Source organism: Kitasatospora sp. NPDC001159, assembly GCF_053598235.1.
Window position 1 is genome coordinate 18486 of sequence record NZ_JBSFJV010000032.1, and the last position, 26786, is coordinate 45271.

General features: G+C 73.0%; 29 protein-coding genes and 1 pseudogene. 17 read left to right on the forward strand and 13 right to left on the reverse strand.

Annotated features, from left to right (window positions below; translation table 11 throughout):
- The first annotated feature begins 25 nt into the window (after window positions 1-25).
- The 3 genes and pseudogenes from ACWC9T_RS18480 (at window position 26) to ACWC9T_RS18490 (ending at window position 3135) form a co-directional block, all read left to right on the forward strand.
- Window positions 26-1219: a TIGR03364 family FAD-dependent oxidoreductase gene (locus ACWC9T_RS18480; RefSeq protein ID WP_449822092.1), complete on the forward strand. Its 1194-nt coding sequence runs from the start codon at window positions 26-28 to the stop codon at window positions 1217-1219.
- A gap of 337 nt (window positions 1220-1556) precedes the next feature.
- Window positions 1557-1829 (forward strand): hypothetical protein, encoded by a 273-nt coding sequence (locus ACWC9T_RS18485; RefSeq protein ID WP_449822093.1) that lies wholly within the window; start codon window positions 1557-1559, stop codon window positions 1827-1829.
- 194 nt (window positions 1830-2023) lie between these two features.
- A pseudogene (locus tag ACWC9T_RS18490) lies at window positions 2024-3135 on the forward strand (ABC transporter substrate-binding protein).
- Here ACWC9T_RS18490 and ACWC9T_RS18495 read toward each other — a convergent pair.
- A complete protein-coding gene (locus tag ACWC9T_RS18495; protein ID WP_449822094.1) occupies window positions 3123-3341 on the reverse strand; it encodes a helix-turn-helix domain-containing protein in 219 nt (72 codons plus the stop codon). The pseudogene ACWC9T_RS18490 and the gene ACWC9T_RS18495 overlap by 13 nt on opposite strands.
- 32 nt (window positions 3342-3373) lie before the next feature.
- Between ACWC9T_RS18495 and ACWC9T_RS18500 the strand changes: the two genes are divergently transcribed.
- On the forward strand, window positions 3374-3538 hold the full coding sequence (locus ACWC9T_RS18500) for a hypothetical protein (protein WP_449822095.1): 165 nt from the start codon (window positions 3374-3376) through the stop codon (window positions 3536-3538).
- A 57-nt stretch (window positions 3539-3595) separates the two neighbouring features.
- Here the strand turns inward: ACWC9T_RS18500 and ACWC9T_RS18505 are convergent, their stop codons facing one another.
- Window positions 3596-4354, reverse strand: a complete 759-nt coding sequence (locus ACWC9T_RS18505) for a maleylpyruvate isomerase family mycothiol-dependent enzyme (RefSeq protein ID WP_449822096.1) — start codon at window positions 4352-4354, stop codon at window positions 3596-3598.
- A gap of 203 nt (window positions 4355-4557) precedes the next feature.
- Here ACWC9T_RS18505 and ACWC9T_RS18510 point away from each other — a divergent pair, with 203 nt between their 5' ends.
- The 7 genes from ACWC9T_RS18510 (at window position 4558) to ACWC9T_RS18540 (ending at window position 12835) form a co-directional block, all read left to right on the forward strand.
- The gene (locus tag ACWC9T_RS18510) at window positions 4558-4818 is read left to right on the forward strand and encodes an STAS domain-containing protein (RefSeq protein WP_449822097.1); all 261 of its coding nucleotides are present in this window, start codon (window positions 4558-4560) and stop codon (window positions 4816-4818) included.
- Between the two features lie 11 nt (window positions 4819-4829).
- Entirely contained in the window at window positions 4830-5441 is a 612-nt protein-coding gene (locus ACWC9T_RS18515) for an ATP-binding protein (RefSeq protein WP_449822098.1), read from the forward strand.
- Window positions 5438-5830, forward strand: a complete 393-nt coding sequence (locus tag ACWC9T_RS18520; protein WP_449822099.1) for an STAS domain-containing protein — start codon at window positions 5438-5440, stop codon at window positions 5828-5830. Before ACWC9T_RS18515 ends, ACWC9T_RS18520 begins: the two co-directional genes overlap by 4 nt.
- A gap of 146 nt (window positions 5831-5976) precedes the next feature.
- On the forward strand, window positions 5977-9525 hold the full coding sequence (locus ACWC9T_RS18525) for a HAMP domain-containing protein (RefSeq protein ID WP_449822100.1): 3549 nt from the start codon (window positions 5977-5979) through the stop codon (window positions 9523-9525).
- A complete protein-coding gene (locus ACWC9T_RS18530) occupies window positions 9522-11771 on the forward strand; it encodes a SpoIIE family protein phosphatase (protein WP_449822101.1) in 2250 nt (749 codons plus the stop codon). The genes ACWC9T_RS18525 and ACWC9T_RS18530 overlap by 4 nt, the downstream gene beginning before the upstream one ends.
- A 159-nt stretch (window positions 11772-11930) precedes the next feature.
- Window positions 11931-12443 (forward strand): ATP-binding protein, encoded by a 513-nt coding sequence (locus tag ACWC9T_RS18535; RefSeq protein WP_449822102.1) that lies wholly within the window; start codon window positions 11931-11933, stop codon window positions 12441-12443.
- Between the two features lie 14 nt (window positions 12444-12457).
- On the forward strand, window positions 12458-12835 hold the full coding sequence (locus ACWC9T_RS18540; protein ID WP_449822103.1) for a DUF488 domain-containing protein: 378 nt from the start codon (window positions 12458-12460) through the stop codon (window positions 12833-12835).
- Window positions 12836-12840: 5 nt separating this feature from the next.
- Here ACWC9T_RS18540 and ACWC9T_RS18545 read toward each other — a convergent pair whose 3' ends face one another.
- The gene (locus ACWC9T_RS18545; RefSeq protein WP_449822104.1) at window positions 12841-14040 is read right to left on the reverse strand and encodes an AI-2E family transporter; all 1200 of its coding nucleotides are present in this window, start codon (window positions 14038-14040) and stop codon (window positions 12841-12843) included.
- Window positions 14041-14393: 353 nt separating this feature from the next.
- On the opposite strand from ACWC9T_RS18545, the gene ACWC9T_RS18550 reads away from it, so the two are divergent.
- Both ACWC9T_RS18550 and ACWC9T_RS18555 read left to right on the forward strand, forming a co-directional pair.
- Window positions 14394-15221, forward strand: coding sequence for a SigB/SigF/SigG family RNA polymerase sigma factor (locus ACWC9T_RS18550; RefSeq protein ID WP_449822105.1), 828 nt, complete (start codon window positions 14394-14396; stop codon window positions 15219-15221).
- Between the two features lie 65 nt (window positions 15222-15286).
- The gene (locus tag ACWC9T_RS18555; protein ID WP_449822106.1) at window positions 15287-16081 is read left to right on the forward strand and encodes an inositol monophosphatase family protein; all 795 of its coding nucleotides are present in this window, start codon (window positions 15287-15289) and stop codon (window positions 16079-16081) included.
- Window positions 16082-16148: 67 nt separating this feature from the next.
- Here ACWC9T_RS18555 and ACWC9T_RS18560 read toward each other — a convergent pair whose 3' ends face one another.
- Both ACWC9T_RS18560 and ACWC9T_RS18565 read right to left on the reverse strand, forming a co-directional pair.
- Complete coding sequence (locus tag ACWC9T_RS18560; protein ID WP_449822107.1) at window positions 16149-16346, reverse strand: hypothetical protein; 198 nt, start codon at window positions 16344-16346, stop codon at window positions 16149-16151.
- Between the two features lie 90 nt (window positions 16347-16436).
- Window positions 16437-17444 carry a hypothetical protein gene (locus ACWC9T_RS18565; protein ID WP_449822108.1) on the reverse strand — a complete coding sequence of 336 codons (1008 nt, stop codon included), beginning with the start codon at window positions 17442-17444 and terminating at the stop codon, window positions 16437-16439.
- A gap of 682 nt (window positions 17445-18126) precedes the next feature.
- Between ACWC9T_RS18565 and ACWC9T_RS18570 the strand changes: the two genes are divergently transcribed.
- Window positions 18127-19395: an APC family permease gene (locus tag ACWC9T_RS18570; protein ID WP_449822109.1), complete on the forward strand. Its 1269-nt coding sequence runs from the start codon at window positions 18127-18129 to the stop codon at window positions 19393-19395.
- A 6-nt stretch (window positions 19396-19401) separates the two neighbouring features.
- Here ACWC9T_RS18570 and ACWC9T_RS18575 read toward each other — a convergent pair whose 3' ends face one another.
- The 4 genes from ACWC9T_RS18575 to ACWC9T_RS18590 form a co-directional block, all read right to left on the reverse strand.
- Entirely contained in the window at window positions 19402-19713 is a 312-nt protein-coding gene (locus ACWC9T_RS18575) for a PadR family transcriptional regulator (protein ID WP_449822110.1), read from the reverse strand.
- 252 nt (window positions 19714-19965) lie between these two features.
- A complete protein-coding gene (locus tag ACWC9T_RS18580; RefSeq protein ID WP_449822111.1) occupies window positions 19966-20304 on the reverse strand; it encodes a hypothetical protein in 339 nt (112 codons plus the stop codon).
- Between the two features lie 12 nt (window positions 20305-20316).
- A complete protein-coding gene (locus ACWC9T_RS18585) occupies window positions 20317-20448 on the reverse strand; it encodes a hypothetical protein (protein ID WP_449822112.1) in 132 nt (43 codons plus the stop codon).
- Complete coding sequence (locus tag ACWC9T_RS18590) at window positions 20436-20630, reverse strand: hypothetical protein (protein WP_449822113.1); 195 nt, start codon at window positions 20628-20630, stop codon at window positions 20436-20438. The genes ACWC9T_RS18585 and ACWC9T_RS18590 overlap by 13 nt, the downstream gene beginning before the upstream one ends.
- A gap of 271 nt (window positions 20631-20901) precedes the next feature.
- Between ACWC9T_RS18590 and ACWC9T_RS18595 the strand changes: the two genes are divergently transcribed.
- The 3 genes from ACWC9T_RS18595 to pspAA are packed head-to-tail and all read left to right on the forward strand — an operon-like array spanning window position 20902 to window position 22465.
- Window positions 20902-21414, forward strand: coding sequence for a hypothetical protein (locus ACWC9T_RS18595; RefSeq protein WP_449822114.1), 513 nt, complete (start codon window positions 20902-20904; stop codon window positions 21412-21414).
- Complete coding sequence (locus ACWC9T_RS18600) at window positions 21411-22190, forward strand: PspA/IM30 family protein (RefSeq protein ID WP_449822115.1); 780 nt, start codon at window positions 21411-21413, stop codon at window positions 22188-22190. The genes ACWC9T_RS18595 and ACWC9T_RS18600 overlap by 4 nt, the downstream gene beginning before the upstream one ends.
- Window positions 22187-22465, forward strand: coding sequence for a PspA-associated protein PspAA (gene pspAA / locus ACWC9T_RS18605; RefSeq protein ID WP_449822116.1), 279 nt, complete (start codon window positions 22187-22189; stop codon window positions 22463-22465). The genes ACWC9T_RS18600 and pspAA overlap by 4 nt, the downstream gene beginning before the upstream one ends.
- A gap of 176 nt (window positions 22466-22641) precedes the next feature.
- On the opposite strand, the gene ACWC9T_RS18610 is transcribed toward pspAA, so the two are convergent.
- The 4 genes from ACWC9T_RS18610 to ACWC9T_RS18625 form a co-directional block, all read right to left on the reverse strand.
- Window positions 22642-23274, reverse strand: a complete 633-nt coding sequence (locus ACWC9T_RS18610; RefSeq protein ID WP_449822117.1) for a hypothetical protein — start codon at window positions 23272-23274, stop codon at window positions 22642-22644.
- Window positions 23271-23537, reverse strand: coding sequence for an SHOCT domain-containing protein (locus ACWC9T_RS18615; RefSeq protein ID WP_449822118.1), 267 nt, complete (start codon window positions 23535-23537; stop codon window positions 23271-23273). Before ACWC9T_RS18615 ends, ACWC9T_RS18610 begins: the two co-directional genes overlap by 4 nt.
- Before the next feature lie 443 nt (window positions 23538-23980).
- Complete coding sequence (locus ACWC9T_RS18620; RefSeq protein WP_449822119.1) at window positions 23981-25105, reverse strand: cation diffusion facilitator family transporter; 1125 nt, start codon at window positions 25103-25105, stop codon at window positions 23981-23983.
- 65 nt (window positions 25106-25170) lie between these two features.
- On the reverse strand, window positions 25171-26541 hold the full coding sequence (locus ACWC9T_RS18625) for an MFS transporter (RefSeq protein WP_449822120.1): 1371 nt from the start codon (window positions 26539-26541) through the stop codon (window positions 25171-25173).
- Window positions 26542-26786: the final 245 nt, after the last annotated feature.

A 26786-nucleotide genomic window follows, 5' to 3' on the forward strand; every position in this document is an offset into this window, starting at 1 on the left:
GCCGACGAGCCCGGAATCTGGAGCCATGAGCAGCAGCACACCCACCACCACCCCCGCCACCTCCCGTACGCGCACCCCCGGCACGCCCGGCCGCAGCGACGTGGTGATCGTCGGCGCCGGCATCATCGGCCTGGCCCACGCCGTCGAGGCGCTGAGCCAGGGGCTGTCCGTCACCGTCGTCGAGCGCGACCGGCAGCCCGTCGGCGCCTCGGTCCGCAACTTCGGCCACTGCTGCATCAGCGCCCAGGACGGCGAACTGCTCGCCCTCGCCCAGCGTTCCCGGTCCGGCTGGTTGCGCGCCGCCGAGGCCTCTGGCATCTGGGCCGAGGAGGCCGGCACCCTGGTGGTGGCCCGGTCGGCGACCGAGGCGGCCGTTCTGGAGGAGCTGCGCGCCGAGCGCGGTGGCGACGCCGTCGAGCTGCGCACCGCCGCGCAGACGGCGGCGCTGCTCGGCCGCGCGGGCGGCGCGGACGGCGACCTGGTGGGCGGCGCGATACTGCCCGCCGACCTGCGGGTGAACCCGCGCGAGGCGGCGCCCGGTCTGGCCCGCTGGGTGGCCGAGCAGCCGCAGGGCCGGATCCTCTGGGGCACCGCCGTCACCGGCGTCGAGCCCGGGACGGTGCACACCACCCGCGGCCCGGTCCACGGCGACCGGATCCTGATCTGCGTCGGTCACGACCTGGACTACCTGTTGCCCGACATCGCCGAGGACCACGAAGTCCAGCGCTGCCGCCTCGCCATGGCGCGGGCCGAGGCCCCGGTCGGGTTCGCCACCGACTCCGCGGTGCTGACGGCCACCTCGATGCTCCGCTATGACGCCTTCACCAGCCGGCCGTCGGCTGCCCGGCTGCGGGAGGAGGTCCTGGGCCACAGCGCGGAGCTGCTGGAGATCGGCGCCAACGTGATGTTCACCAGGCTGCCGGACGGCACCGTACTGGTCGGTGACTCGCACCACTACGACGCCACCACCCCGCCGTTCATCGACGAGCGCTGCTACGAACTGCTGATCGGGGCCGTCGCGCGGGTCCTGGGCGTCGAGCGGCTGCGGATCCTGGAGCGCTGGCAGGGCGTCTACGCCAGCAGTCCCCGCGGCCCGCTGCTGGTGCGCGACCTGGCGCCGGGCGTCCGGGCGATCTCGGTCACCTCGGGGATCGGCATGACCCTGTCCTTCGGCCTCGCGGCCGCCACCTTCGACGGCACGCTCGCCGCCACCGGCTGACCGGTCGCCCCGAGCCGGAAGGCCGTGTTGAGCACGGTCGGGGCGGCGACGAACGTCCAGGTGCCCGCGTTGTTCACATCCGACCGGGCGCCTGACTATACAAGTGGGCCCGGTAGGCGGGTATCAGGCGGGCGGGCGCCCTGCCCGCCTCCAGCCACGGGTCGTGCGCACTCCGCGTCCTTCGGGTGGACCGAACGCCCGCTTGTGCCTGTCTGGTGCGCGCCGAGAGCCGTCCGTGGCCTCCGGTCGGTGGCGGTTCGCGCGGGCGAGGTAGTCCACGCCGTCACCCTGGTCGACCCCGCCCTGCCGCCCCGTCGAGGCGCTCGACGCCCATACCGTGCTGCCCTTCCCCATCCCGTACGACTTCACCGACGGTTTCCAGATCGCCTACTGGCGCCGTCCCGAGTGCTACCTCGACCCGGTGATCCGGCGGGCCAGCTCCACCTTCGCCCAACTTCCGTCCACCGTCGTGGAGTCGGCGATCACCCGGCTGCGTGCCGATCTGGACTCGGGGCGGTGGCGGCGCCGTCATGCCGACCTGCTCGAGCGGACTGGCATGGACTACGGGTACCGGCTGGTTGTCGCGGGAGAGCCGGCGCACAGGCCATGACGCGGCATCGGTGGTCACCGCCTGCCGGAAGAGGAATTCGGTTGACTGTTGGCGATGGCGGTGGATGCAATGTCCGGCGTGATCACGCAGGTGTGCTCGCCGTGGCCGGATGAGGTGGACGCGTACCATCGAACCCGGCCGTTCGGTGATCCGGGCGACCTGCGACCGAATCGTCACGCGGGAGACGCCAGCACATGAGCACGTCACCATCGGCATTCGGAGCGGGGCGGACTGACGGAACATCAGTAGGGATCGGCGCTCTCGTGCCGCTGACCAGGCCCGGCTGGTCGAGGCGGGGCAACATCTGCTCGCCGGAATCGAGTTGGCCGTTCGCGAGGTCAATGACGCCGGTGGGATCGGCGGAAGGCCGCTCGAACTGCTGGTCCGGGACACGGCGGCTGATCCGGAGAAGGCCGCGGCGGCCGTGGACGAACTGGCTCAGCTGGGCGTGGCCGCCCTGGCGGGGGAGTACCACAGCGTCGTCGCCCGCGCGGTCGCCGCCAGGGCCGACGCCCTCGGCCTGCCGTTCCTCTGCTCCTCAGCGGTTCTCGACGCGCTCACCGACCGGCCGACGGAATGGGTCGCGCGCCTCGCCCCGGCGCAGTCCCACGGCTGGCGGACCTACGCGGAGTTCCTCCTCGGCACGGGCCACAGTCGAATCGCCATAGCAGCCCAGCCGAGCGTCTACTGGGCATCCGGGGCCCGCATCCTGCGGGACCACCTCGCTCCGCGCGGCGGCACCGTCATCGAGCTCGACATGGGCACCCTCGCCCCCGCGGCCGTGTGCGACGAACTCGTCGACCATGGCGCGACAGCCCTCCTCCTGCTGACCGGCCACCCGGAGCCGGCCGTGTCGATCGTCAGGTCCGTCCGCCGCGACCAGCGCCTCGCCGAGACCGTGATCGGTGCCCCGGCCGGGCAACCGGAGTTCGCCGAATGGGCGGCGCTGCTGGGCGACGACGGTTCGGCGATCCCGTTCCTGCGCTACCTGCCCGAGCGTCTCAGCCCACTCGGAGCGCGAGTCGAGACGGCCCTGCGTGAGCGGTTGGGTGAAGCGCCCTCCTTCGTCGCCTTCGAGGGCTACGACACGGTCGTCGTCCTCGCCGATCTGCTCCGTTCGCACGGTGCGGACCGCGCGCGCATCGCCGAGTCCTGGCCGCGCGTCGCTGTCGAGGGCACCCGCGGGCGGATCCGGTTCTCCCGTACGCCGGGCGTCAGCGTTTGGCAGTGGGCGTGGCCGTCGGTCCAGGTCGCCGAGCGGGATCCGGCGGACGCCAGTCGCTTCCGGATCCTTCACGCAGGCTGAGGCGGTCCGCACCGACCGGCGGGCGGCGTGAGTGGGCCGGGCCCGTCCAGCAGTGAGCCGAGCAGGAGGCGCAACGCCAGGCGGACCTGTGGTGAGGAGAGGTCGCCCGTCGTCACCTCGGCCATCCGGCGCAGCCGGTAGCGCAGGGTGTAGGGGTGGATCCGCAGGGCCCGCGCGGCACCTGCGGTTCGCCGTAGTGGTCCCACCAGGCGGCGAGGGTGGGCAGGAACGAGGTGCCGTGCGCCTCGTCGTGTGCGCGGAGGTCCGGAAGGGGGCCGCCGAGCAGGCGGGCGTCGGGCAGCAGTTCACCACTCTCGGTCCGGCGACCGGCCAACTCCTCGCCGAGGCGATGGTGACCGGTCGCCGCCCGGCGGAGCTGGGGCCGTTCGAACCGCTGCGCTGACCGAGCTGACCGAGCTGGCCCAACGGACGCAACTGACCAACGGCGCCCCGGCCGTGGTCAGAACGCCGAGTTGGCGAACCAGAGCGCCAGCAGCTCCTCGTCCCCGGACAGGGTGACGCTCGCGGCGGTGCGGTCGAGGCGCCCGTAGAGGAGGAGCAGCAGGTCGGCGGCGGTGGCCTGGACGGTGGCGTCGGCGGTCGCGTCGCTGTCGTCCGGGGTGAGGCCGAGGCCGTCGGGGCGCAGGCGCACCAGCCAGGTGCCGGCGCCGTCGGTGCGGCTGAAGCGGATGGTGCGGTCGTCGCCGCGCAGCTCGGCGGTCTTGGGGGCGAAGAAGGCGGCGAAGGGCAGGTTGGTCAGGAACTCGTCCACGCCGTCGGCCGCGAGGGTGGGCTCGATCTCGGGCGCCAGGCAGAGCGCGAGCTCGGCGTCGGCGCGGTGGACGAGGGTCTCGAACAGCATCCGGCGCACCCAGAAGCGGGCGTGCTGGTCGGCGCCCCAGGCCCACATCGGGGCGTCGAGGTCGGTCTGCGCGAAGGTCGCGGCGGCCTGCTCGGCGGCCTCGGCCAGCCAGGCCGGGTACTCCTCGGGCCGCTCTGGCAGCTGCAGGTCGACGTCGCGGCTGCGCGGCGGCTCCTGGACCCGCTGTCGCAGCAGGACGGTGAACCAGCGCTGCACGCTGCCGGCGTGGCGGACGAGGTCGGCGAGGGTCCAGCCCGGGCAGCTGGGCACCGGGAGGATGGGGTCGGCCTGCTGTACGGCGGCGACGAAGCGGGCGGTCTCGGCGGCGACGGCGGCGCTGTGGTCGAGCGGGGTCATGAACGTGGTCTCCAGGGAAACGGGGTCTCGCGGTGCTTCGGGACGGCCTGCGCACTCGATGTTTCATGGCATGAAGCAATTGCGATCACGCACGCTAGGCCTGAAAGGTTGAGCTTGTCAAGCATCTCCCCGGCCGCCCGCCCGGTGGCCGCGGGTCCCGGGCGTTCGGGTGTAGGCGCGACGGCGCCGGGCAAACGCCGGGCATGGACGACCGGCAGGGGTCGGTGCGGATCATCAGCGTCGCCGGCGAACTGGACCACTCCACGGCCGACGGGCTGCGAGGCGCACTCGCCCGGCCGGTGGACGACGGCCTCGCACGGATCGTGGCCGACCTGGCCGACCTGCGGTTCTGCGGCTCGACGGGGCTGAACCCGCTGTCGCGAGCCCGCCTCGACGCGGAGGCGGCAGGGCTGCGCCGGGGGCCTCGGGCCCCCGGCGCCGGCCCGCCGTCGGACCCGGTCTGAGGAGCCCGGCCATGGACCGTCCCGGACCCGGCCGCGCTCCAGGCTTCGGCCAGACCAGGTGCCTCACCCTGGCGGGCAGCGAGGGCGCGGTGGGGCGCTGCCGGGAGTTCAGCCGACAGGCGCTGCAGTCCTGGCACTGGCTGCCCGCCGCCGACGAGGAGCGCCAGGCGGCGGCGGAGGACGTGCTGCTGATGGTCTCCGAGCTGGTCACCAACGCCTGCCTGCACGCCCCGGGCGGCCCGCGCGAGCTGCGGCTGAACTGGAACGGCGCCCGGCTGCGGGTAGAGGTCGCCGACGCCAGCCCGGAGTCGCCCCGGCTGCGCCCGTACGACCCGCGCCGGCCGGGCGGGCACGGCCTGCGGGTGGTGGACCGGCTCGCCGAGGCCTGGGGGACGCTGCCGGAGGGGGAGGGAAAGCTGGTCTGGCTGGAGGTGCCCTCACCTCTGGACTCCCCAACGCACTCACCACAGGACTCCCCGCCGAATTCCGCACCGGGCCGTCGGCGCCGGACCGGGCTGAGCCGGGGCGGCCCCGATTTTCCCGCGCTCCGGGCGTTTCGGGGGCCGCGCAGCGGACAGCCGCGTACCGGGGACTGTCGGCAGGAAAGAGGAGGAACGTCGTGACCCCGAGGACTCCGCCGCCGTGGCCGAGGGCCAGCGGCCGGGGCTTCGCAGCCGAAGCACCGCCCGGCAGGTTCATCGTGGAAGCGTCGCCGTGGGCTGAGGGGACCGTCCTCGCCCTGTACGGCGAACTCGACCTCGACTCCGTCGCCGGCCTGCGGGCGGCCCTGGATCCGGCGCTGGACGAGCCGGCCACCGTCGTGGTGGTCGACTGCGCGGGTCTGGAGTTCTGTGACTCCTCCGGGCTCAACGCCCTGCTGCGCGCCCAGGCCCGGGCCGCGGACGACGGCAGCCGGATCGAACTGGCGCGCCCCCGCTCGCTGGTGCTGCGGATGCTCGAACTCACCGGCGCCACCGATGCCTTCCGGATCCGCGACACCCCGCCTGGTTGAACGGGCCCGCGGCGGCCGGTGGGGGCCCCTTCGCACCTCCCGCCGCACGGTGGCAGAGTGGGAGCAGGGCGGCCCTCCGTCGCCCGTGGAGACGGCGCGCGCTCCTGCGTGCGCTGCGTCCGTGACGGATCCGGGCGGTGGGACGGATGGACGAACACCCCGTACCCGGCACGCCGGCGGCCGACCCGGCCGAGCAGGCGGCACTGCGGCAGCTGCTCGCCGGGCTGACGGCTGTGCGCGACGGGGACTTCCGTACCCGGCTCACGCCCGACCGGCCGGGGGTACTGGGGGAGATCGCCGAGGTCTTCAACGGGATGGCCGACCAGCTGGCCCGGGTGACCGATGAGGTGACCAGGGTGGCCCGCGAGGTCGGTACGGAGGGGCGGCTCGGCGGTCAGGCCACTCTTGAGGGCGCCGCCGGGACGTGGCGGGACCTGACCGACTCGGTGAACTCCATGGCGGGCAACCTGACCAGCCAGGTGCGCAACATCGCCCAGGTCGCCACGGCCGTAGCCGAGGGCGACCTCACCCAGAAGATCCGGGTGGACGCGCGCGGGGAGATCCTGGAGCTCAAGGAGACCATCAACACGATGGTCGACCAGCTGTCCGCCTTCGCCGACGAGGTGACCAGGGTGGCCCGCGAGGTCGGCACGGCCGGGAACCTGGGTGGACAGGCCACCGTCCGGGGCGTCTCCGGCACCTGGAAGGACCTCACCGACAACGTCAACGTGATGGCCTCCAACCTCACCGGTCAGGTCCGCTCGATGTCCGAGGTGGCGACCGCGGTCGCCCGGGGCGACCTGTCCCGGAAGATCACCGTGGAGGCGAAGGGCGAGGTGGCGGCCCTCGCCGACGCGATCAACACCATGGTGGACACGCTCTCGGCCTTCGCCGACGAGGTGACCAGGGTGGCCCGCGAGGTCGGCACCGAGGGCATCCTGGGCGGCCAGGCCCGGGTGCCGAACGTCGCCGGGACGTGGAAGGACCTCACCGAGAACGTCAACTTCATGGCCGGCAACCTGACCAGCCAGGTGCGCAACATCGCCCAGGTGACCACGGCCGTCGCCGAGGGCGACCTCACCCGCAAGATCGACGTGGACGCGCGCGGGGAGATCCTGGAACTGAAGACCACCATCAACACCATGGTGGACCAGCTGAGCTCCTTCGCGGCCGAGGTCACCCGGGTCGCCCTGGAGGTCGGCCGCGAGGGGCGCCTGGGCGGCCAGGCCCGGGTCGAGGGCGTGTCCGGCACCTGGAAGCGGCTCACCGAGAACGTCAACGAGCTGGCCGGCAACCTCACCCGGCAGGTCCGGGCGATCGCCGAGGTCACCAGCGCCGTCGCGGCCGGCGACCTGACCCGCTCGATCAGCGTGGACGCCTCCGGTGAGGTCGCCGACCTCAAGGACAACATCAACGCCATGGTCGAGTCGCTGCGCGAGACCACCCTGGCCAACCAGCAGCAGGACTGGCTGAAGACCAATCTGGCCCGGTTCTCCGCCGCCATCCAGGCCCGGCGGGACATCCAGGCCGTCGCCGAGATGATCACCGACGAGCTCACCCCGCTGATCGGTGCCCAGTACGGCGCGTTCTTCCTCGCCGAGGAGGGCGAGGCCGGCACCGAACTGGCCCTGATCAGTGCGTACGGCCGCCCGGCCGGGCAGGTGCGGCGGGTGCGGCTGGGGGAGTCCCTGGTCGGCCAGGCCGCCCGCAGCCGGCGGATCGTCGCGGTGGACGGCCTGCCGCCCGGTTACGCCGTCATCGGCTCCGGTGCCGGGGCCGGCGAGGCCCGCTCGCTCCTCGTGCTGCCGATCGTGCTGGAGGAATGGCTGCTCGGAGTCATGGAGTTCGCCTCCGTCCACCCGTTCACCCAGGTCCACCGCGACTTCCTGGAGCGCTTCGCCGAGACCTGCGGTGTCAACATCGGCACTCTGCTCGCCAACGCCCGCACCGACGAACTACTCGCCGAATCCCGCCGCCTCACCGCCGAACTCCAGGACCAGTCCGAGGAGTTGCAGGCCGGTCAGGAGGAACTGCGACGCTCCAACGCGGAGTTGGAGGAGAAGGCCGCCCTGCTCGCCCAGCGCAACCGGGACATCGAGGCCAAGAACCTGGAGATCGAGCAGGCCCGGCAGGAACTGGAGGAACGTGCCCGGCAGTTGAGCCTCGCCTCGATGTACAAGTCCGAGTTCCTGGCCAACATGAGCCACGAGCTGCGCACCCCGCTCAACAGCCTGCTCATCCTCGCCCAGCTGCTCGCCCAGAACTCCGGCGGCAACCTCACCCCCAAACAGGTCGAGTACGCGGGCGTCATCCACTCGGCCGGCACCGACCTGCTCCAGCTCATCAACGACATCCTCGACCTCTCCAAGGTCGAGGCGGGCAAGATGGAGCTGACCCCCGAGCCCTTCCCCGTACGGGAGTTGCTGGAGTACGTCGAGTCCGCCTTCGGACCGCTCGCCGACCAGAAGGGCCTCGCCTTCGAGGCGGTCGTCGACCGCGGCGTCCCGGAGTGGATCGTCACCGACCAGGCCCGGCTGCGCCAGGTGCTGCGCAACCTGCTGTCCAACGCGGTGAAGTTCACCGACACCGGGCGGGTCGATCTGCGGATCGAGCGCGTCGAGGCCCCGGACCTACCGCCCGAACTCGGCCGCGCGGAAGCCGCGGTGGCCTTCCACGTGGAGGACACCGGCATCGGCATCGACCCCGGCCAACTGGAGACCATCTTCGGCGCCTTCCAACAGGCCGACGGCTCCACCGGACGGCGCTACGGCGGCACCGGCCTCGGCCTGTCGATCAGCCGGGAACTCGCCCGACTGCTCGGCGGCACCCTCACCGTCCGCTCCACCGCCGGACGGGGCAGCCGCTTCACCCTCCACCTGCCGCTCGGTGTGCCCGAACATCCGGACAGAGCAGTCGAGTCGGAACCCTGCGTCCTGGTCGTCGAGCCCCACCCGCCGGCCCTGCTCACCCTGCTCACCCGCCTCGCCGTCGACACCCTGGGCGGCCCCCTCCCAGCGGCGCGGGTCACCAGCGCCGGGGACGCCACTGACCTGCGCACCGCGCTGGCCGAAGGCCCGTACCGCTGCGCCGTGCTCGATCTGGCGGGCTCCGGTGAGCTCGCTCCCGTCCTGCTGGAGGCCATGGCGGACGGCACCCCCGTCCTCGGGTACCGGTCCGACGACTCGGGCAGCGCGATCGCCGGAGTGGAGCTCACCCGGGGCCTGGACGACCTGCGCGAGCGCGTCGGCCACATGCTGGGCGGCCCCCGCGCCGCCCGGGAGCCGGCCCCTGCCGGCGTGGCGCCCTCGGACCGGGCGCTCGCCGGGCGGACCGCGCTGATCGTCGACGACGACGTCCGCAACGTCTTCGCGCTCTCCGCGGCCCTGGAAGAGCACGGACTGACCGTGCTGCACGCCGCCGACGGCGATGCCGGGCTCGGCCTGCTGCGGGCCCACCCGGAGACCGACCTCGTCCTGATGGACGTGATGATGCCCGGCCTCGACGGCTACGCCGCGATCGCCGCCATCCGCGCGGACGAGCGCTTCGCCCGCCTGCCCGTCATCGCCGTCACCGCCAAGGCCATGCCCGGGGACCAGGACAAGAGCCTCGCCGCCGGCGCCGACGACCACGTCACCAAGCCGGTCGACACCGCCCACCTGCTCGACCGGATCCGGTACTGGCTGGACAGCTCATGACCGGCTGTGGTGAGCCCCCGGACGGCGCCGCCCGGGCCCTCGCCGCGACCGTCCGCCGACTCCAGCAGGACGCCGACCGGATGCGGGCGGAGGCCCGGGCGCGCTCCACCGTCGACCTCGCCACCGGCATGCTCGCCGAACGCCTCGGGGTGCTCCCGGCCGAGGCCGCCGTCCACCTCGGCCGACTCGCCCGGGACGCGGGCGTACCGGCGGTGACCCTGGCCGCCGACATCGTCGCCCTGCCCGGTGAGACCCCGCAGCCGCTCAGCGCGGCCGCGCCCGCCGCGACACCCGCCCTCGCCGCGCTCCCTGACCTGCAACAGGCCGTCGACGCCGTCCTCGACCAGTCACGTGAGGCGTTCGGCCTCCGGGCCGCGGCCGTGTGGCAACGCCTGCCCGGCGGCGCCCTGGCCCTGGCCGCGTGCGCCGGCCTCCCCGGGGACGAGGCCGCCGCGTGGAGCCGGGTCCCGCCGGGCGTCCCCACCCCCGCCCAGCGGGTCGTCGCGGGCGGCGCGGAACTGTGGCCGGGTGACCCAGGCACCGAAGGACCGTCGATCGGCACCGGATCGGCCCGGGCCGTCCTCCCACTGGTCGACGGCGGCCGCAGGCGCGGAGCGCTGGAGGTGCTGCAGGCCGCCCCCGCGGTTCCGCTCGGCCCCTCCCAACGCCGCCAGCTCCACGCCCTCGCCGACCTCTGCGCGACCCTGCTGGGCACGGCGCCGGCCCCGGTCGCACCCGAGGACGCCGCCGACCTGCTGGCCGGGCTGCTCACCCCCGCCCTCCTGCTGGAGCCGGTGCTCCGCGACGGTCAGGTGACCGACTTCACCGTGCTGCGGGTGGCCGCGGGCTTCGACGACCCCCTCGGCCGCCCCCGGGAGGCGCTGGAGGGCACCTCGTTGCTGGAGAGCTACCCGACCGCCGTCGGTGGCGGGCTGTTCGAACGACTGGTGCGGGTGCACCGGACCGGCACGCCGCTGCCCGCCGAGCGGATGCGGCTGGTCTTCCGCGAGGGCGGACTCGCCCTGCCCGCCGCTGTCCTGCTCGCGGCCGCCCCGTTGGGCGAGCGGCTGCTGGTCGGCTGGCGGCTGGAGTCCGAGCGGGCCGACGAGGCCGAGCAGACGGCCCTCCTCGTCCAGGCGCAGCGGCTCGCCCGGGTCGCCGGATTCGAGGAGTTCCCGGAGAGCGGCCGGATCCTGTGGAGTGCGGGCCTTTACGAGCTGTTCGGCCTGTCGGTCGACACCGCGCCCGTGCCGCTGGCCCGACTCGTCCGGCACGCCCACCCGGACGACGCACCCGCCGTACGGCGCCTGGTGAGCACCGTCCGGAACGAGCACCGGGCCTCCTCCGCGGTCTTCCGGATGGCCCGCCCGGACGGCACCTCCCGGCACACCCGGGTGATCGCGGAACCGGTCCTCGACAGCGAGGGCCGACTCACCGCGATCCGGGGCGCCTACCACGACGTCTCCGCGCAGTACTGGACGGAGGTCGCGCTCGGCGCCACCCGGGAGCGCCTCGCCGACAGCGAGCAGGAGTCGGCCGAGCGCGCCCAGTTGGCCCTGCGGCTCCAGCAGGCCATCCTGCCCGCCGCCCCGCCGCCGCTCGGCGTCACCGGCCTGCGGGCGGCCGTGCGCTACCGCCCCGCCGCCCAGCGCGACCGGGTCGGCGGCGACTGGTACGACGTGCTGCCGCTGCCCGACAAGCGGGTGCTGCTGGCCGTCGGCGACGTGGCCGGGCACGGCGTCGGCGCGGCCACCGGGATGGTCGCGCTGCGGCACGCGCTGCGCGGCCTCGCCGTCACCGGGGCGGGCCCGGCGAGGCTGCTGGAGTGGGCGAACACGGTCGCCCTGCGCGAGCCCCGCCACGTCACCGCGACCGTCGTCTGCGTCCTGCTGGACCCGGTGGGCGGCGGGCTGCGCTGGGCCCGGGCCGGGCACCTGCCGCCGATCCGGCTCGGCCCGGACGGCGCCGAGGTGCTGCCGCTGCCGCACGGCGTGCTGCTCGGCGCCTTGGACGACGCCGAGTACGAGGAGTACACCGCCCACCTGGACCCGGGGGACGTCCTGCTGCTCTACACCGACGGCTTGGTCGAGCGCCGGGACCGCCCGGTCGAGGAGTCCGTGGACCAGCTGATCCGTGCCGCCGGAACCCCGGGCCCGGACCTGGAGCGCTACCTCGACCGGCTGCTGGAGCTCAGCCCGGCCGACACCGACGACGACACCTGCCTGATCGCCGTCCAGACTGTGTGACCGCTCAGCGTGTCGACCCCGGCCGCCCGGGTAGGCGCGATACAGAAGGGCCGACCACCGAGTCGTGATCCTGGGCGATCCGGCACCTGGGCGGGGACACCCGTACGGACCGTGAACGGACCAGCATGAACACCGGGGGAGCGAGGGAGGCGCAAGCGCATGGCCGGGGCACGGGTCCCCACCGCAACACCGGGTCAGACCCGGGCGCGGTGGCTGCCGCTCCGGGCACGGCCCGGCGTCGTCGCCGAGGCGCGTACCTTCACCGCCGACTTCCTGGCCGAGGTGCCGGACCCGGTGGTGGTCGCCGACGCCGTCCTGCTGGTCTCCGAGCTCGTCGGCAACGCCCTCCGCCACGCCGGGGAGCCCGGCGCGCTGCTGCTCGTCCGATGCCCCGGGCGGGTGCGGATCGAGGTCAGCGACTCCAGCCCGAGGCCCCCGCTGCCCAGGCGCCCGCACGGCCCGGACGGGGGCGGGGGCTTCGGCCTGTTCCTGCTCGACCGGATCGCCCTGCGCTGGGGCTGGCGCCCGCTGGGGCCGGGCAAGACCGTCTGGTGCGAGCTGCGGTTGCCCGAGGTCCGCGACCCTGGTGTCCCTGCGGGACGATCGGGTAGGCGTCCTGGTAGCCCACCGCTTCCCGCCGGCCCCGGCGCCGTGCCGCGCCGGCCCGCCTGAAAGGGGACGCCGTCATGGCCACACGGATCGCCTACCGCCGGATCTACGAGGAGTCCTCGCCGCAGGACGGGCAGCGGGTGCTGGTCGACCGGATCTGGCCGCGCGGCATGCGCAAGGAGGACGCCCACCTGGACGAGTGGCTGCGGGACGTCGCGCCGTCGACCGAACTGCGCCGCTGGTACGGGCACGAGCCGAGCCGCTACACCGAGTTCCGTCGCCGCTACCTCGCCGAGCTCGGCGACGCCGAACACCGCGAGGCCGCCGCGCACCTGCGCGACCTCGCCGCCCGGGACGGCATCACGCTGCTGACCGCCACCAAGGACGTCGACCACAGCCAGGCGGCCGTACTCGCCGACTGGCTCGACGGCAAGCGGCGCGGCGCAGGCCGGTAGCCCGGCTATTCGTCGCCGCGCCGGTGGCCGCCCGGCGAGGGGTCGCGCGCCCGCAGCTCGTTGAGTACCGCCCACGCGACCGACACCACCGGCACGGCCACCAGCGCGCCCAGCACCCCGGCCAGGACGGCGCCGCCGATCACCGACAGGGCGATGACCACCGGGTGGATCCGTACGGACCAGCCGAGCACCAGCGGGTGCAGCAGATGGCCCTCGATCTGGCCGATCACGACGATCAGGGCGAGTACGAGCAGGGCGACCACCGGTCCGCGGGCGGCCAGCGCGACCAGTGCGGCGACGGCCAGCGCGATCGGGGAGCCGACCAGTGGGACGAAGGCGGCGACGAACTCCAGCACCATCAGCGGCAGGACCAGCGGCACCCGCAGCAGGGCCAGCGCGATGCCGACCAGTACGGCGTTGGTCGCCGCCACGATCAGCACGCCGCGGGTGTAGCCGGCGAAGGCGCGCCAGGCGGCCTGCCCCGCCCGCCCCCACACCGGGCGGGCCCGGGCCGGGAGCTGGTGCTGGGCCCAGAACCACATCCGGTCGCCGGAGTGCAGGAAGAACACCGAGCAGAACACCGCGAGCACCAGCCCGGTGCCCAGTTCGACGGCCCGGCTGGCGCCGCTGATCGCGGTGGTGAGCAGCGAGGAACGGTGGGAGGAGAGGAACTCGCCGAGCTTCGCCCTCAGGTCGGTGACGGTGCCGGGGCGCAGGTGGAATGGCGGTCCGGTCAGCCAGTGGTCGATCCGGACGAGGCCGCCCCGCAGTTCGGCGCCCAGCTGGTTCCACTGGTCGGCGACGGTCGTCCCCACCAGCGCGAGGACCCCGCCGACGACCACCGCGGCGAGGACGAAGGCGAGCAGGACGGCGAGCGAGCGGGGCAGCGCCCGGGCCAGCAGGTCGACCAGCGGGCGCAGGACCGAGGTGATCACCAGCGCCAGGAACAGCGCGATCACCGGGAGTTCGAGCTCGCCGAGGACGGCGACGACCAGGTATCCGGCCACCCCGAGCAGCCCGAGCCGCCAGACGTACCCGGTGACGGTCCGCAGGCCGGGCGGGACCCGGTCACCGGGCGCGCCGCGGTCACGGTCACCGGGCGCGCCGCGGTCACCGGCCGCGACGGTTCGGGCGCGGGGCGGGATCGTCCGGGGCCGACGGCTGCCGAGCGGCACGGGCCGCCGGGCCGGTGCGGTGCCGTTCACCCGCGCGGGCCGTCTCCTCGGGGCCGAGCCGTCCGTCGATCCCACCTCCTGCAGTCGTTCGTGGGAGCCTCCGGGGATCCCCCGGGGGGAGGCCCCCTCCCAGCGTCTCCGCCCCGGCGGCCGCCCGCACACTCGGACGAAGCTGAACAAACCGGATAAACGGCGCGTCCGCGCAGCCGTGGCGGGTACATAGACCACGTGGCGGCCGACGATGTCCGGCCAGCCGCTCCCGCACCCTCTCCCCCGGGTGCCGCCCGAACGGGCAGGAGAAGCACGTGTTCATCCCTCCCACCCGAGTCCACCCCGCCGATCGGGGGGCAGCCGCACCGTCCCGCCCGCCGTCCGATCCGCCGATGCGGCCCAGCGCGGCCGAACTGCGCTCGATGGGCAAGTTCGAGGCGCGCGAGCTCAGCGACGCGCTGTTCGGGCGCCTGCACGGCCTCGCCCGGGAGACCCACGCCTACAGCTACGTGCGCGGCACGATCATCGAGCTCAACATGCCGCTGGTCCGCTTCATCGCCGCCCGCTTCCGGCACCGCTCCGAGGACATGGACGACATCCTCCAGGTCGGCACGATCGGCCTGATCAAGGCCGTCGACGGCTACGACCCGGACCGCGGCGTCGAGTTCGTCACCTACGCCATCCCCACCATCGTCGGCGAGATCAAGCGGTACTTCCGCGACACCTCCTGGCCCGTCCGCGTGCCCCGCAGCATGCAGGAGCTCTACCTGACAGTGGCCCGCGGCTCCGACCGGCTGGAGCAGGAACTCGCCCGCCTCCCGCACCCGGAGGAGATCGCCGAGGACCTCCACATCACCGTCGAGCAGGCCATCGAGGGACTGGTCGCCGGCCGGGTCCACCGGTCCGACTCGCTGGACGCGCTGCGCGAACGTGACACCGACGAGACGGGCAGCGCGATACTGGACCGCCTCGGCGGCTGCGACCCCGGCATCGAGCTGGCCGACTTCCGCACCGCCGTCCGTCCGCTGCTGGCGGAACTGCCGGAGCGCGAGCAGACCGTGCTCAAGCTCCGCTTCTGGGACGGCTGGACCCAGGCGCAGATCGCCCGCCGGATCGGTGTCTCCCAGATGCAGGTCTCCCGTCTGCTCACCGCCACCCTGGCCCGGCTGCGCGAGCAGTTGGAGGACCTGGACGCGCCCGGGTGGCAGGACGACGCCTGAAGCCCCGTCAACCGGTCGTGGGCCCAAGGGGAGGTCGGTCGGGCGTGCTCGATATCCTGTCCGACGTGATCAACTCGTATGAGGGACTTGACGACGCGGGCGTCGCGACGGCCGCGGCGCAGGCGGGCGCGGACATCGTGCGCGCCATGTACGGGCAGCGGCTCGCCCGGATCGACAAGGGTGCCGGGGACTTCGCGACCACCGCCGACGTCGAGGCCGAGAAGGCGATCCTCGCCGTCATCCACGCCGCCCGGCCCGATGACGCCGTACTCGGCGAGGAGGGCGGGCAGCAGGGGGCTGCGGGGGCCGCGCGCCAGTGGCTGGTGGACCCCCTGTGCGGCACGCTCAACTACGCCGTCGGCAACATGCTGGTGGCCGTCAACGTGGCGCTGCGCAGCGGTGCGGCGGCGGTGGCCGACCCGTTCAGCGGCGAGGTCTTCCACACCGACGGCGACACCGCCTGGGTCCGGCGCGACGGTGCCGACACCGAACTGGTGCCCACGGCCGCCACCCGGCTCGTGGACGTCAACCTGGACCCGCCCTTCCCCAACGCCGGGACCTTCCGGGCGGTGGACCTGCTGGCCCACCCCGGGTTCGTCGAAGGCTTCCGGCCCCGGGTCGTCTCCACCACGATCGCGCTGGCCTGGGTCGCCGCCGGAAAGCGCGCCGCCTATGTCACCGACGGCGGCGACCTGTCCGGGAGCGTCCACTTCGCCGCCGGCATCGCCCTGTGCCGGGCCGCCGGCTGCGTGGTCACCGGCATCGATGGCGGCCGGATCGGCGAAGCTGGCCGCGGCCTGGTCGTGGCCGCCGACGGCGAGACCCATGAACGCCTGATGTCCGTGATCCGCGGCCGCTGAGGTCGCGGGCCCACCAGAGATTCACCCTTTCGAGTGAACCTCTGGTGGGCCGTTTCTGCGGCAGGGGTCACGCGCCGGACTCAGTGGGCTCTACCTTCGAAGCGATGGCGTCGATCAGGTCGCGGGCGCCGTCGCGGACCAGTGTCTCGGCGACGGCCTTGCCGATGGCCGGCGGGGTGAGCTGGTCGCTGGCGCGGCTGGCGGTCAGCAGCCTCGTGCCGTCCGGGGTGAAGACCATGGCCCCGAAGGCGCCCTTGTCGTGCAAAGTTCGGCTGTCGGCCGCTCCCGCCTGCGATTCAGCGGTGCTGACTGGAACCGAAGCCCCCGGTCAGCGCGGGGCGTGGCGACGGCAGGTTCAGCCGGTGCAGCCCGGGACGCTGCCGGCCGGATCGCAGTTGTCGGGGTTGTTGTCGCGAACCCTGGAACGGTCGAGGGTGACGGTTCCAGTGTTGTAGACGCCACCGCCGCTGCCGGGACCGCCGCCCGCGGTGTTGTTCTCGACCGTGGAGCGGGTCAGCGTGACCGTGCCGCCGTTGTAGATGCCACCCCCTTGGTTCGGCGCCGTGTTGTGTTCCACCGACGAGCCGATCACGTTCATCGTGCCGAACTCGTTCTCCAGACCGCCGCCGTTGGGGGCGGTGTTCGAGTACACCTGGGAGTCGGAGATCGTCGTCGTGCCCTGGTAGTTGTCGATGCCGCCGCCGCTGTTCGCTCTCGCGATGTTGTCGTGCACCCGGGAGCGGGTGACCGCGACGGTGTTGTCGGCGAGGTAGTTGAAGATGCCGCCGCCGTTGTCCCCGGAGTTGCCGGACACGTCGGAGTCGCGCACCGTGAGCGAGCCGTTGTTGTTGATGCCGCCGCCGGCGCCCAGTGCGTAGTTGCCGCTCACGGTGGAGTGGTTCACCGTCAGCGTGCCTTGGTTGTTGATGCCGCCCGCCGGACCTGACGGCGCATTGTTGTTCCTCACCGTGGAGTGGCTCACCGTTAGCGTGCCCTGGTTGTTGATGCCGCCACCGATGGACGCAGCGCTGCCGTTGGTGATGGTCAGGTCGTCCAGGTGCACCTGGGCACCGCTGTTGACCGTTACGGTGGAGCCGGCGGCGTTCCCGTCCAGGACCGCCTGCCGCTCGCTGAGACCGGTGAGGGTCAGGTCCTTGCCGATGGTGAAGGGGCCGATACAGGTACCCCTTACCCGAAGGGCGTCTCCTGGCGAAGCGGCGTTGATCGCGGGCTGTAGGGCACCGGGGTCGGCGGTGCAGTCCACCAGGGCCCTCGGGGCCGCCACGGCCGGGACCACTCCGGTCAGGCCGGCCGCCCCCGCCACTACCGCCACCATCGCCGCCGGTACCCAACGGGGCCTCACGGCCCTGTCTCCTTCAACGAACATCCGATTGCTCCTGATTCTCTCGGCACGGGCACGCCCGCACAGGTCTCCCGACTGTTCGCCCACGAGCCTGGCTGGCGCGCCCGCGATCACACACGACGGTGCCCCGCCCGGGCAGCACAGCGTCGGGGGTGATCGGCTTGTCGTCCGAGTGGGTCAACAACCAGACCCGCACGAACTACTTGTGCGGTCAGGGCCGGGCCTCGTGAGCGTCCTCTTTCGGGGTTGCCGTGGCACGGGCTTGTCCCGGTCCAGATGTCCGTACACCGTCGAGACGGGGCACGCCGATCAGGTCGGCGATCTGCTGCGCGGTCTTCTCCGCGCGTCGTAGAGCGGCTGGGCGAGCGCTGCCCGGTCCGGGGTGAGCTACGGCCGGCGACCGCCGACCCGGCCGCGGGCCCGGGCGGCGGCCAGGCCGTCCAGCTGTAACGGGAGATCATCCGCTGCCTGTAGCCCAACCGAGCCCGTGCGCCAATCCCATCACAGGCCCCCTACACCCAGTTCAGCCCCCTTGCCAGCTGATCGGGCCGGAGGCCGTTCATGGCCGCCTGTTCCTCCTGCTCGCCGTTCGGCTGGGCTCGGCACCTGGCTCCTATATCGTCTTCCGATATCGGGTTCCGTAAACATAGCGGCGCGGGCGCGCGCCGCCAAGGAGTGCGTCATGGGAAAGCCATCGGCTACCGCCGGTGCTGGGCAGTTGGAGCGGCACTTGGGCGTCTTCGACGCCGTGGTGATCGGGCTCGGGTCGATGATCGGCGCAGGCATCTTCGCCGCGCTCGCCCCGGCCGCGTCGGCGGCCGGCTCCGGCCTGTTGCTGGGCCTCGCGCTGGCCGCCGTGGTCGCGTACTGCAACGCCACCTCCTCCGCGCGGCTGGCCGCCCGCTACCCGCAGTCCGGCGGCACCTACGTCTACGGACGCGAGCGACTCGGCGCCTTCTGGGGCTACCTGGCCGGTTGGGGCTTCGTGGTCGGCAAGACCGCCTCCTGCGCGGCGATGGCCCTCACCGTCGGCTCGTACGTGTGGCCCGGCCAAGCCCACGCGGTGGCGGTCGCTGCGGTGGTCGCGCTGACGGCGGTCAACTACGTCGGCGTGCAGAAAGCCGCCTGGCTGACGCGGGCCATCGTGGCCCTGGTGCTGGCAGTGCTGGCCGCCGTGGTCACCGCCTGCCTCACCAGTTCCGCCGCCGACACCGGCCACTGGGCCATCGGCACGGACGCCGGCTTCCACGGTGTGCTCCAGGGCGCCGGTCTGCTGTTCTTCGCGTTCGCCGGGTACGCGCGCATCGCCACCCTAGGTGAGGAGGTCCGCGACCCCAAGCGTACGATCCCCCGCGCGATCTCGGTGGCGCTCGGCATCACCCTGGTCGTCTACGCCGTCGTCGCGCTCGCTGTCCTGGCCGTGCTCGGACCCGACCGCCTGGCCCACACCACCGCGCCGCTGGCGGACGCCGTCCGGGCCGCCGGGGTGCCGAGCCTGGCCCCGGTGGTGCGCGTCGGTGCGGCGGTCGCGGCCCTCGGCTCGCTGCTCGCGCTGATCCTCGGGGTATCCCGCACCACCTTGGCGATGGCCCGCGACCGCCACCTGCCCCACCAGCTCGCCGCCGTGCACCCGCGCTTCCAGGTGCCGCACCACGCCGAACTCGCGGTCGGCGCGATCGTCGCGGTCCTGGCGGCCGTCGCGGACGTCCGCGGGGCGATCGGCTTCTCCTCCTTCGGCGTGCTCGCCTACTACGCCGTTGCCAACGCCTCCGCCTGGACCCTCACCCCCGACGAGGGACGCCCGCCGAGGATCGTGCCCATCGTCGGCACGACCGGCTGTCTGGTCCTGGCCTTCGCCCTCCCGGCAGCCTCGGTGCTGTGGGGCGCCGTGGTGATCGCGCTCGGTGCCGTCGCCTTCGGCGCGCGCAAGGCTCTCACTCGCCGAGCCTGACCGGGCTCAGACCTGGAGCTGGTCCGGGGGCAGCAGCTCGCGGGCCAGCTCCGCCAGTGCCCGCCGGTCCTCCGCGAGCGCCTGCTTGCCGGCCTCGGTGGCCCGGTAGACGCGGCGCGCGCGGCCGTCGACGACCCGCTGCTCGGAGGTCAGCAGTCCGTCCGCCTCCAGTCGGTGCAGCGTCGGGTACAGCGTCCCCGGGCTGATCTTGTAGCCGTGCGAGGCGAGCTCCTCGGCCATCCACGCGCCATGGATCTCCTCCTCGGTCGCATGGTGCAGGATGTGCAGCCGCACCGCACCCCGCTGGAACTCCCGCACCGCTTCCTCCCGGGTGTGACGAAACCGATATCGGCCATCGATACTACGCGCCGCGCAGCCTCGTTCACCGGGAGAGCGGACCCGCAACCGCGCACCCACCCGCACATCCGGCAGCACCACCCAGCAGAAGGACAGCCCGTGAACCCACCACCCGCCCCCAGCTCGCCTACGACGGCTCAGGCATCGACGGCTACTGTTCACCACCGTCACCGCTCACCACCGTCACTGACTTCGCCCGCCACACCCACTGGCTCAACCACCCGGCCGAGCTCTGGACCAACTACGGCTCGGCGTCTTCGCCATCCACATGCTCACCGCCTGGTGGCAGGCCCGCCGCGCCAGCGCCGCCACCATGACGCCGCCCTGGCCGCCCCCATCGCCGCCGTCGTCCCCTTTCCCGTGCTGGTAGGCGGCCTGGTCGATCTGGCGGGTCGTCAGCAGGTGGTCGAGGCGCCGTTCGGCCGCTCGTGCGGCTGCTCGTGGGCCGGCGAGCCGGGCCAGGGGCGGGCAGCGGCGGGCGTAGGCGGCGAGATGCCGCACGGCCCACCACGCCCACGCAGCCAGCAGCAGTGTGCCGATCGCGGTGGTCACGGCTCCCTGCGCTCAGGCGCGGCCGTCGTCGCCGTGCATGCCCCGCATCATCACGTACATCATGACGACGCAGGCGATGGCGACGAACAGGAAGCGGGCGCTGAGGACGCTGGTGGCGACCAGGGAGATAGCTATGGCGAGCATGGGGCCCCGCAGGGAGGTGGGGCCCGTCGGTCCGGAGGGGGTTCGGGGGCGCGGCCGAGCGCGCGGAAGATCGCGCCGAAGAGGAGGACGCCGAGGCCGGTGATCGCCGCCCAGAAGATGACCACGCTCAGCGACACGGTGAACCAGCCCCATCCGCCGAGTCCGTGGTCGGTCCAGATCATCAACGTGGTCACTCCTCCGGGCAGGGTCCGCCATCTTGCCACGGTCCCGCGGCGGACAGCGGGCGGACATGGGCCGACCGGCCCTGCTTCCCGGGGCGAAGCGGCTCTACTCGGTTGGGGTGTCGCCGCCTCAGGGTGGAGTGTGGAAGGACTGCTGGGAGGAGCGCGTCATGGGCGTCGCCGACGTGGTCGTTCTGGTTGCCGCCGTGCTGCTGATCGCGGTGCTGGGCTGGTTCTTCTCGTCACCGCCATCAAGCTCTCCCGAGCCACCATGCGCAACATCCGCCAGAACCTGTTCTTCGCCCTCGCCTACAACGCCACCGGCATCCCCATCGCCGCCGGCGCCATGGCACTCTCCTCCCTCTCCGTGGTCACCAACGCCAACCGGCTGCGCCGCTGGCGCACCGCCCCGCTGCCCACCGCGGCGCCGGTCGCCGTGGAACCGCGCGTGGAAGTGGGACGCGAGGCCGCGCCCGCCGGGGAGGGCCTGACCGATCCGGTGTGCGGAATGCCGATCAACCTGGAAACCGCCGCCGAACGCCGCGAGACGGAGGGCGGTTCGGTGTACTTCGCTCGGCCGGCTGCGCGGCCGCGTTCGACGCCGACCCCAACCGGTACGGCGTCCCCTCGCAGGGAGGGCGATCATGACCAAGCAGGCCGAGTCCCCGCCGGGGGACCGGCCGCCCGCGACCCGCTCTGCAACCCGCCACCCACGGCGGCGGCCCGGTCTCCCGACGGCGCGGTCGGACCGCCCCGCATCAGGGAAGGACGTGAACCACGATGAGTCTCCTTCGCCGCATTGCTGCACTGTTCAGAATCAAGGTGGGGAAGGCGCTCGACCATGCCGAGGACCCCAGGGAGGTGCTCGACTACTCCTACGGACGCCAGCTGGAACTGCTCCAGAAGGTCCGGCGCGGGGTCGCCGACGTCGCCACCAGCCGCAAACGCCTCGAACTCCAGCGGGAACAACTGGCGCAGTCCGCCGCCAAGTTGCAGGGTCAGGCGCAGCAGGCCCTCGCAGTCGGCCGGGAGGACCTGGCCCGTGAGGCGCTCACCCGGCGCACCCACGTCCTGTCCCAGGACCAGGACCTGCAGGCCCAGGAGACCTCACTCCGGGCAGAGGAGGAGAAGCTGACGCTGGCCTCGCAGCGGCTGCAGGCCAAGGTCGACGAGTTCCGCATGCGCAAGGAGACCATCAAGGCCACCTACACCGCCGCCGAGGCCCAGACCCACATCAGCGAGGCCGTCACCGGCATCTCCGAGGAGATGGGCGATGTCGGCATGGCGATCCAGCGCGCCCAGGACAAGACCGAACAGCTCCAGGCCCGCGCGGGCGCGCTGGACGAGCTGATGGCCTCCGGCGCACTGGAGGACGCCACCTCGCCGGTCGCCCGCGACGACCTCCAGGCCGAGCTCGACGCCATCATGGCGGGCGGTGACGTCGAGGCCGAACTCGCCGCGATGAAGGCCGAGCTCCCCGGCAGCGCCAAGCCGTCCGTCGAACCCGCGCGGACCGCCGAAGCCGACCGCACGGTACCGGGTAAGGAGGCTGAGTCGTGATCGCCCGCATCCTCGGCGAGGGCCAGTACGAGATCGGCGAGGAGGACCTCGACCGACTGAACCGGTGGGACGAGCAGTTGGGGAGCGCCATCGCCTCCGGGGACGAGCCCGCCTTCGACGCGGCCCTCACCGCGCTGTTGGACGGTGTGCGCCGGGCCGGACGGCCGCTGCCCGCCGAACGGCTCGTCCCCTCCGACGTTGTCCTGCCGGAGGCTGGCGCCACCCTGGACGAGGTCCGCGTGCTGCTGTCCGACGAGGGTCTGATCCCGGGCTGAGAGCAGGTGGACGTCCTCGCCGAACTCACCGCCGGGCTGGGAAGGCCGGCCCGAAGGGAGCCCGAGCACGCTGCAGAGCGTTGATGTGGGGCATGGGCACCCGGATGCCTCCCGATCCGTGGTGGGCGACGCGGTGGTGGACTGTCGGCCGGTCCGGTGTGGTGGCCGGGCGCGTGTCAGCCGGTTTCTGGCTGCTCCTGCATCCGGACGAAGGTGCCGTGCCAGGTGTGGTACCAGACCTGGCCGGTGGTGGCGTTGACGGAGAGCATGCCGGTGATCTGATTGGTGCTGTCGAGGACGTGGAGGGTGTAGTAGCCGGGGAAGGTGTCGGGTTCGGCGGCGTGCTCGCCGGTGCGGTGGTTGGTCAGCCACTGGTCGGCGAGGCGCATGGCCCGGTCCGGGGTGATGGTGGTGTGCGCGGGGGTGGGCATCATGCCGTACGTGGTGTTCCACATCATCGCGGGGCCGAACTCGAGTTGGACGGTGCCGCTGCCGGGGTCGATGAGGACCTCGGTGGCGCGGTTGCCGGCCGGGTCGAGGAGTTCGGCGTAGTAGCCGTTGCTGAACTGCATGACCTCGCCGACATGCAGGTGGCGTGGGGAGGCGAAGCGGTCGGCGGCCCGGTCGGCATCAGCGAATGAGTGCACGGGCGCGCCGGTGGAGACGGAGCCCATCATCGTGCCCGGACCGGCCCGCAACGGGGAGCCGCCGGTGCCGCTTGTCACCCACACCAGGGACGCGACGAGCGCGGCCACGGCGGTGACGAGCACGGCAAGCGGCAGCCGTCGTCCGCGCAGCCAGGTCTTCACGGTCTCGGCTCCTGGTCGGCGAGGTGATTGCGGGCCTCGCGGTAGGTGTCGGTGTCGATCTCACCGGAGGCGTAGCGGCGGTCGAGGATCTCTCGAGGCGTCTCGCGGTGCGGTGGCCCGCCGCCGTTGACGGGCCGGTCGCCGTACTGGCCGGGCCGCTGGTGGGTGACGCGGACGACCGCCCAGACGACAAGACCGATCAGGGCGATCCACAGCAGTGGCATGAGCATCATCCAGGCCCAGCCGCCGTTCCAGTACATCATCGTGCCCCACCTTCCCGGAGGTCTTTCCGCTCCTCTTCCAGCCTCGCGGATTAGGGTGCGGGCGGGCCTGGGCCGTCCGGCCCCGGAGACGGTCCGAACGGCACCGGGTTTGTCCGGAGCCAGGTGCGGGGGTGGGTCTCGTACACGCGGCGGCCACGACACCTGCGGCGGTGGTGAGGGCCGCGGTGGCCCAGATGGCGGTGGTGAGGCCGTAGACGTCGGCGAGGGCTCCGGTGAGCAGGGCGCCGACGGCGAAGCCGCCGTCGCGCCACAGCCGGTAGATCCGAAGCTCGGCCGCGCGTCATTCAGGCGCATGATCAGGGGAGGGTTGTGGCAGTGCTTGGGGGCGAGGGGGCATCCGCGCCGGCATCGACTCCGATGCTGGCACATGGTGGCTGATCTCCCTGCCCGCAAGCCGTGCCCGACGATCGGAGCAGGCGGCGTCAGTGACCGCCGTGGTGGCGCAGGGCCGCGTGCGGGTCGGTGTTGTCGGGGCTGGCGTGGGGGTCGGTGTGGACGGTGGCGGCGGTCAGGCGCGGTACGGCGTGGATCAGGGCGTGCTCGGCTTCGACCGCGATGGCGTGGGCCTGGGCGACAGTCAGGTGGGGGTCGACGACGATGTCGGTCTCGGCGCGCAGGGCGTGGCCGATCCAGCGCATCCGTACGTGCCCGACGTGCTCGACGCCGTGGACATCGCGCAGAGCCTGTTCGGCGCGGTCGACCAGGGCGGGGTCGACGGAGTCCATCAGGCGGCGGTAGATCTCCCGGGCGGCGTCCTTGAGGACGGCCAGGATGGCGATGGTGATGAGGAGGCCGACGACCGGGTCGGCCCAGCGCCACCCGATCGCGACGCCGCCGGTCCCGAGCAGGACGGCGAGGGAGGTGAAGCCGTCGGTACGGGCGTGCAGGCCGTCGGCGACCAAGGCACCCGAGCCGATCCGGCGGCCGGTGGTGATCCGGTAGCGGGCGACCCACTCGTTGCCGGCGAAGCCGACCAGCGCGGCGAGCGCGACCGCCCACAGGCGGGTGAGGTCGTGCGGGTGCAGCAGGCGGTCGACGGCCTCGTACGCGGTCAGGGCGGAGGAAGTGGCGATGGTCAGCACGATGGCGATGCCGGCCAGGTCCTCCGCGCGGCCGTAGCCGTAGGTGTAGCGACGGTCGGCCGCCTTGCGGCCCAGCAGGAACGCTACGCCGAGCGGGACTGCGGTCAGTGCGTCGGCGCCGTTGTGGATGGTGTCGCCCAGCAGCGCCACCGACCCGGACACCGCCACGACGGCCGCCTGGACGGCGGCGGTCAGGCCGAGGACGGCCAGCGACAGCCAAAGCGTGCGCATGCCCTCGTGCGAGGTCTCCATCGTCGGGTCGACCTTGTCCATCGTCTCGTGGCTGTGCGGAGTGACCACGTGCATAAGCCGATGCCACAGCCGTGCCCGTGCGCGGCCCCCGTGGCGGTGGCCTCCGTTTCCGTGGTGCTTGTGCGGTTCGTCGTTGTGGGACTGCTCGGTCACGGTCGCGCACCTCCCGCGACGGGCGGGGACAACTGGATGTCGATACCTGTCACCCACCATGATCTGTGCACGAGCGCTCCGGTGCAGTGACCGTGTAGGGCTGCTGCGGGACGGCCCGGGCAGGTTCAGCCGGCCGTGGCGGAGGCGCCGACCGGGCGGGGCCAGGCGTGGTGGTGCTGGTCGATGACGTAGTGGTGGCCGTGGTGCCAGGCGCCGGTGGCGGTTGCGTGCGCGTCGGCGAGGTGGGGGTGGCCGGCGGGCAGGTCGGTGTGGAGGTGGTCGAGGGTCTCGGGGTCGAGGGACGGCCACAGAGCGGCGGCTCCGACGGCGGCGGCCAGGGCGACGATGCCGAGGACGACGGCGGTGACGGGCAGCCCGGCGCCTGCGGCGAGCCAGCCGGCGAGGGGGTAGGTGAGCAGCCAGCAGGCGTGGGAGAGGGAGAACTGGGCGGCGAAGGCGGCGGGCAGGTCGGCGTCGGCGGCGGAGCGGCGGATGACCCTCCCGCCTGGGGTGAGCACGGCGGAGCTGCCGGCGCCGACGAGGGCCCAGGCGGCGAGCAGGGCCACCCACGTCCCGGTGCCGGCGGGGGCAGCGGTGATCAGGGCGACGGCGGCGAGCACGGCCGGCAGGGCGAAAGCGGCGGGCAGCATGATCGCTCGGTCGCTGACCCGGGCCAGCAGGCGGGGCAGCAGCAGGGCGGTGAGCATCGAGCCGACGCCGTAGGCGCCGAGGGCCAGCGAGACGGCCCCCGCTGGGCGGTGGAAGTGGTCGCGGACGACGTTGACCGTGTTGACGAAGACGATGGCGCCGGCGGAGGCGACCGCGAGGTCGAGGGCGAGCAGGGCCCGCAGCCTCGGGGTGACCCGGAACAGACGGGTGCCGAAGGCGGCCTCGGCGTAGATCCCGCCGGTGCGCTCGACCGGTGCGGGCTTGGGCAGGACGGCCGAGACGACCAGGACGGCGGAGGCGAGGAAGCCCACCGTGGTCCCCGTGAACAGCCAGTTGTACGAGACCACCGACAGCAGGATCGCGGCGAGCGCCGGGCTGAACAGGGACTCCAGGTCGTAGGCGAGCCGGGACATCGACAGGGCGTGGGTGTAGTCGCGTTCGGCGTGCAGCACGTCCGGGATGGTGGCCTGGAACGTCGGGGTGAAGGCGGCGGAGGCGGCCTGGAGCAGGAAGATCAGGACGTAGATCTGCCAGACCTGGGTGACGAACGGCAGGGTGAGCGCGACGCCAGCCCGGGTGAGGTCCATCGCGACCATCAGGGCCCGCCGGGGTATCCGTCCGGCGAGCGCGCCGGCGATCGGTGCGATGGCGACGTAGGCGACCATCTTGATCGCCAGCGCGGTGCCGAGCACCGCCGAGGCGTTGCTGCCGGCGACCCGGTACGCGAGCAGGGATAGCGCCACCGTGGCCAGGCCGGTGCCGACGAGGGCGACGACCTGTGCGGTGAACAGGTGGCGGTAGGTGCGGTTGCACAGCACGGACAGCATGGGCCCCCGTCCCGGTCGGCAGTGGGGTGGTCAATCCAGCATAAAGAATATGTGCATACGTGTGCACATATTTGCCGTGTGGCCGTCCGCACCCTCCCCGCATGTGTGAGTCAGTCGTGGGTGGCAGGTGGCCGATCTGGTGGTCGGCGACGTTCAGTGCCTCGTCGACGAGCCGGCGCAGGTGCAGCGAGTGGACGGCCCGTCGCCCGTCCTTGCGGGTGGTGACGAGGCCGGCCAGGCGGAGT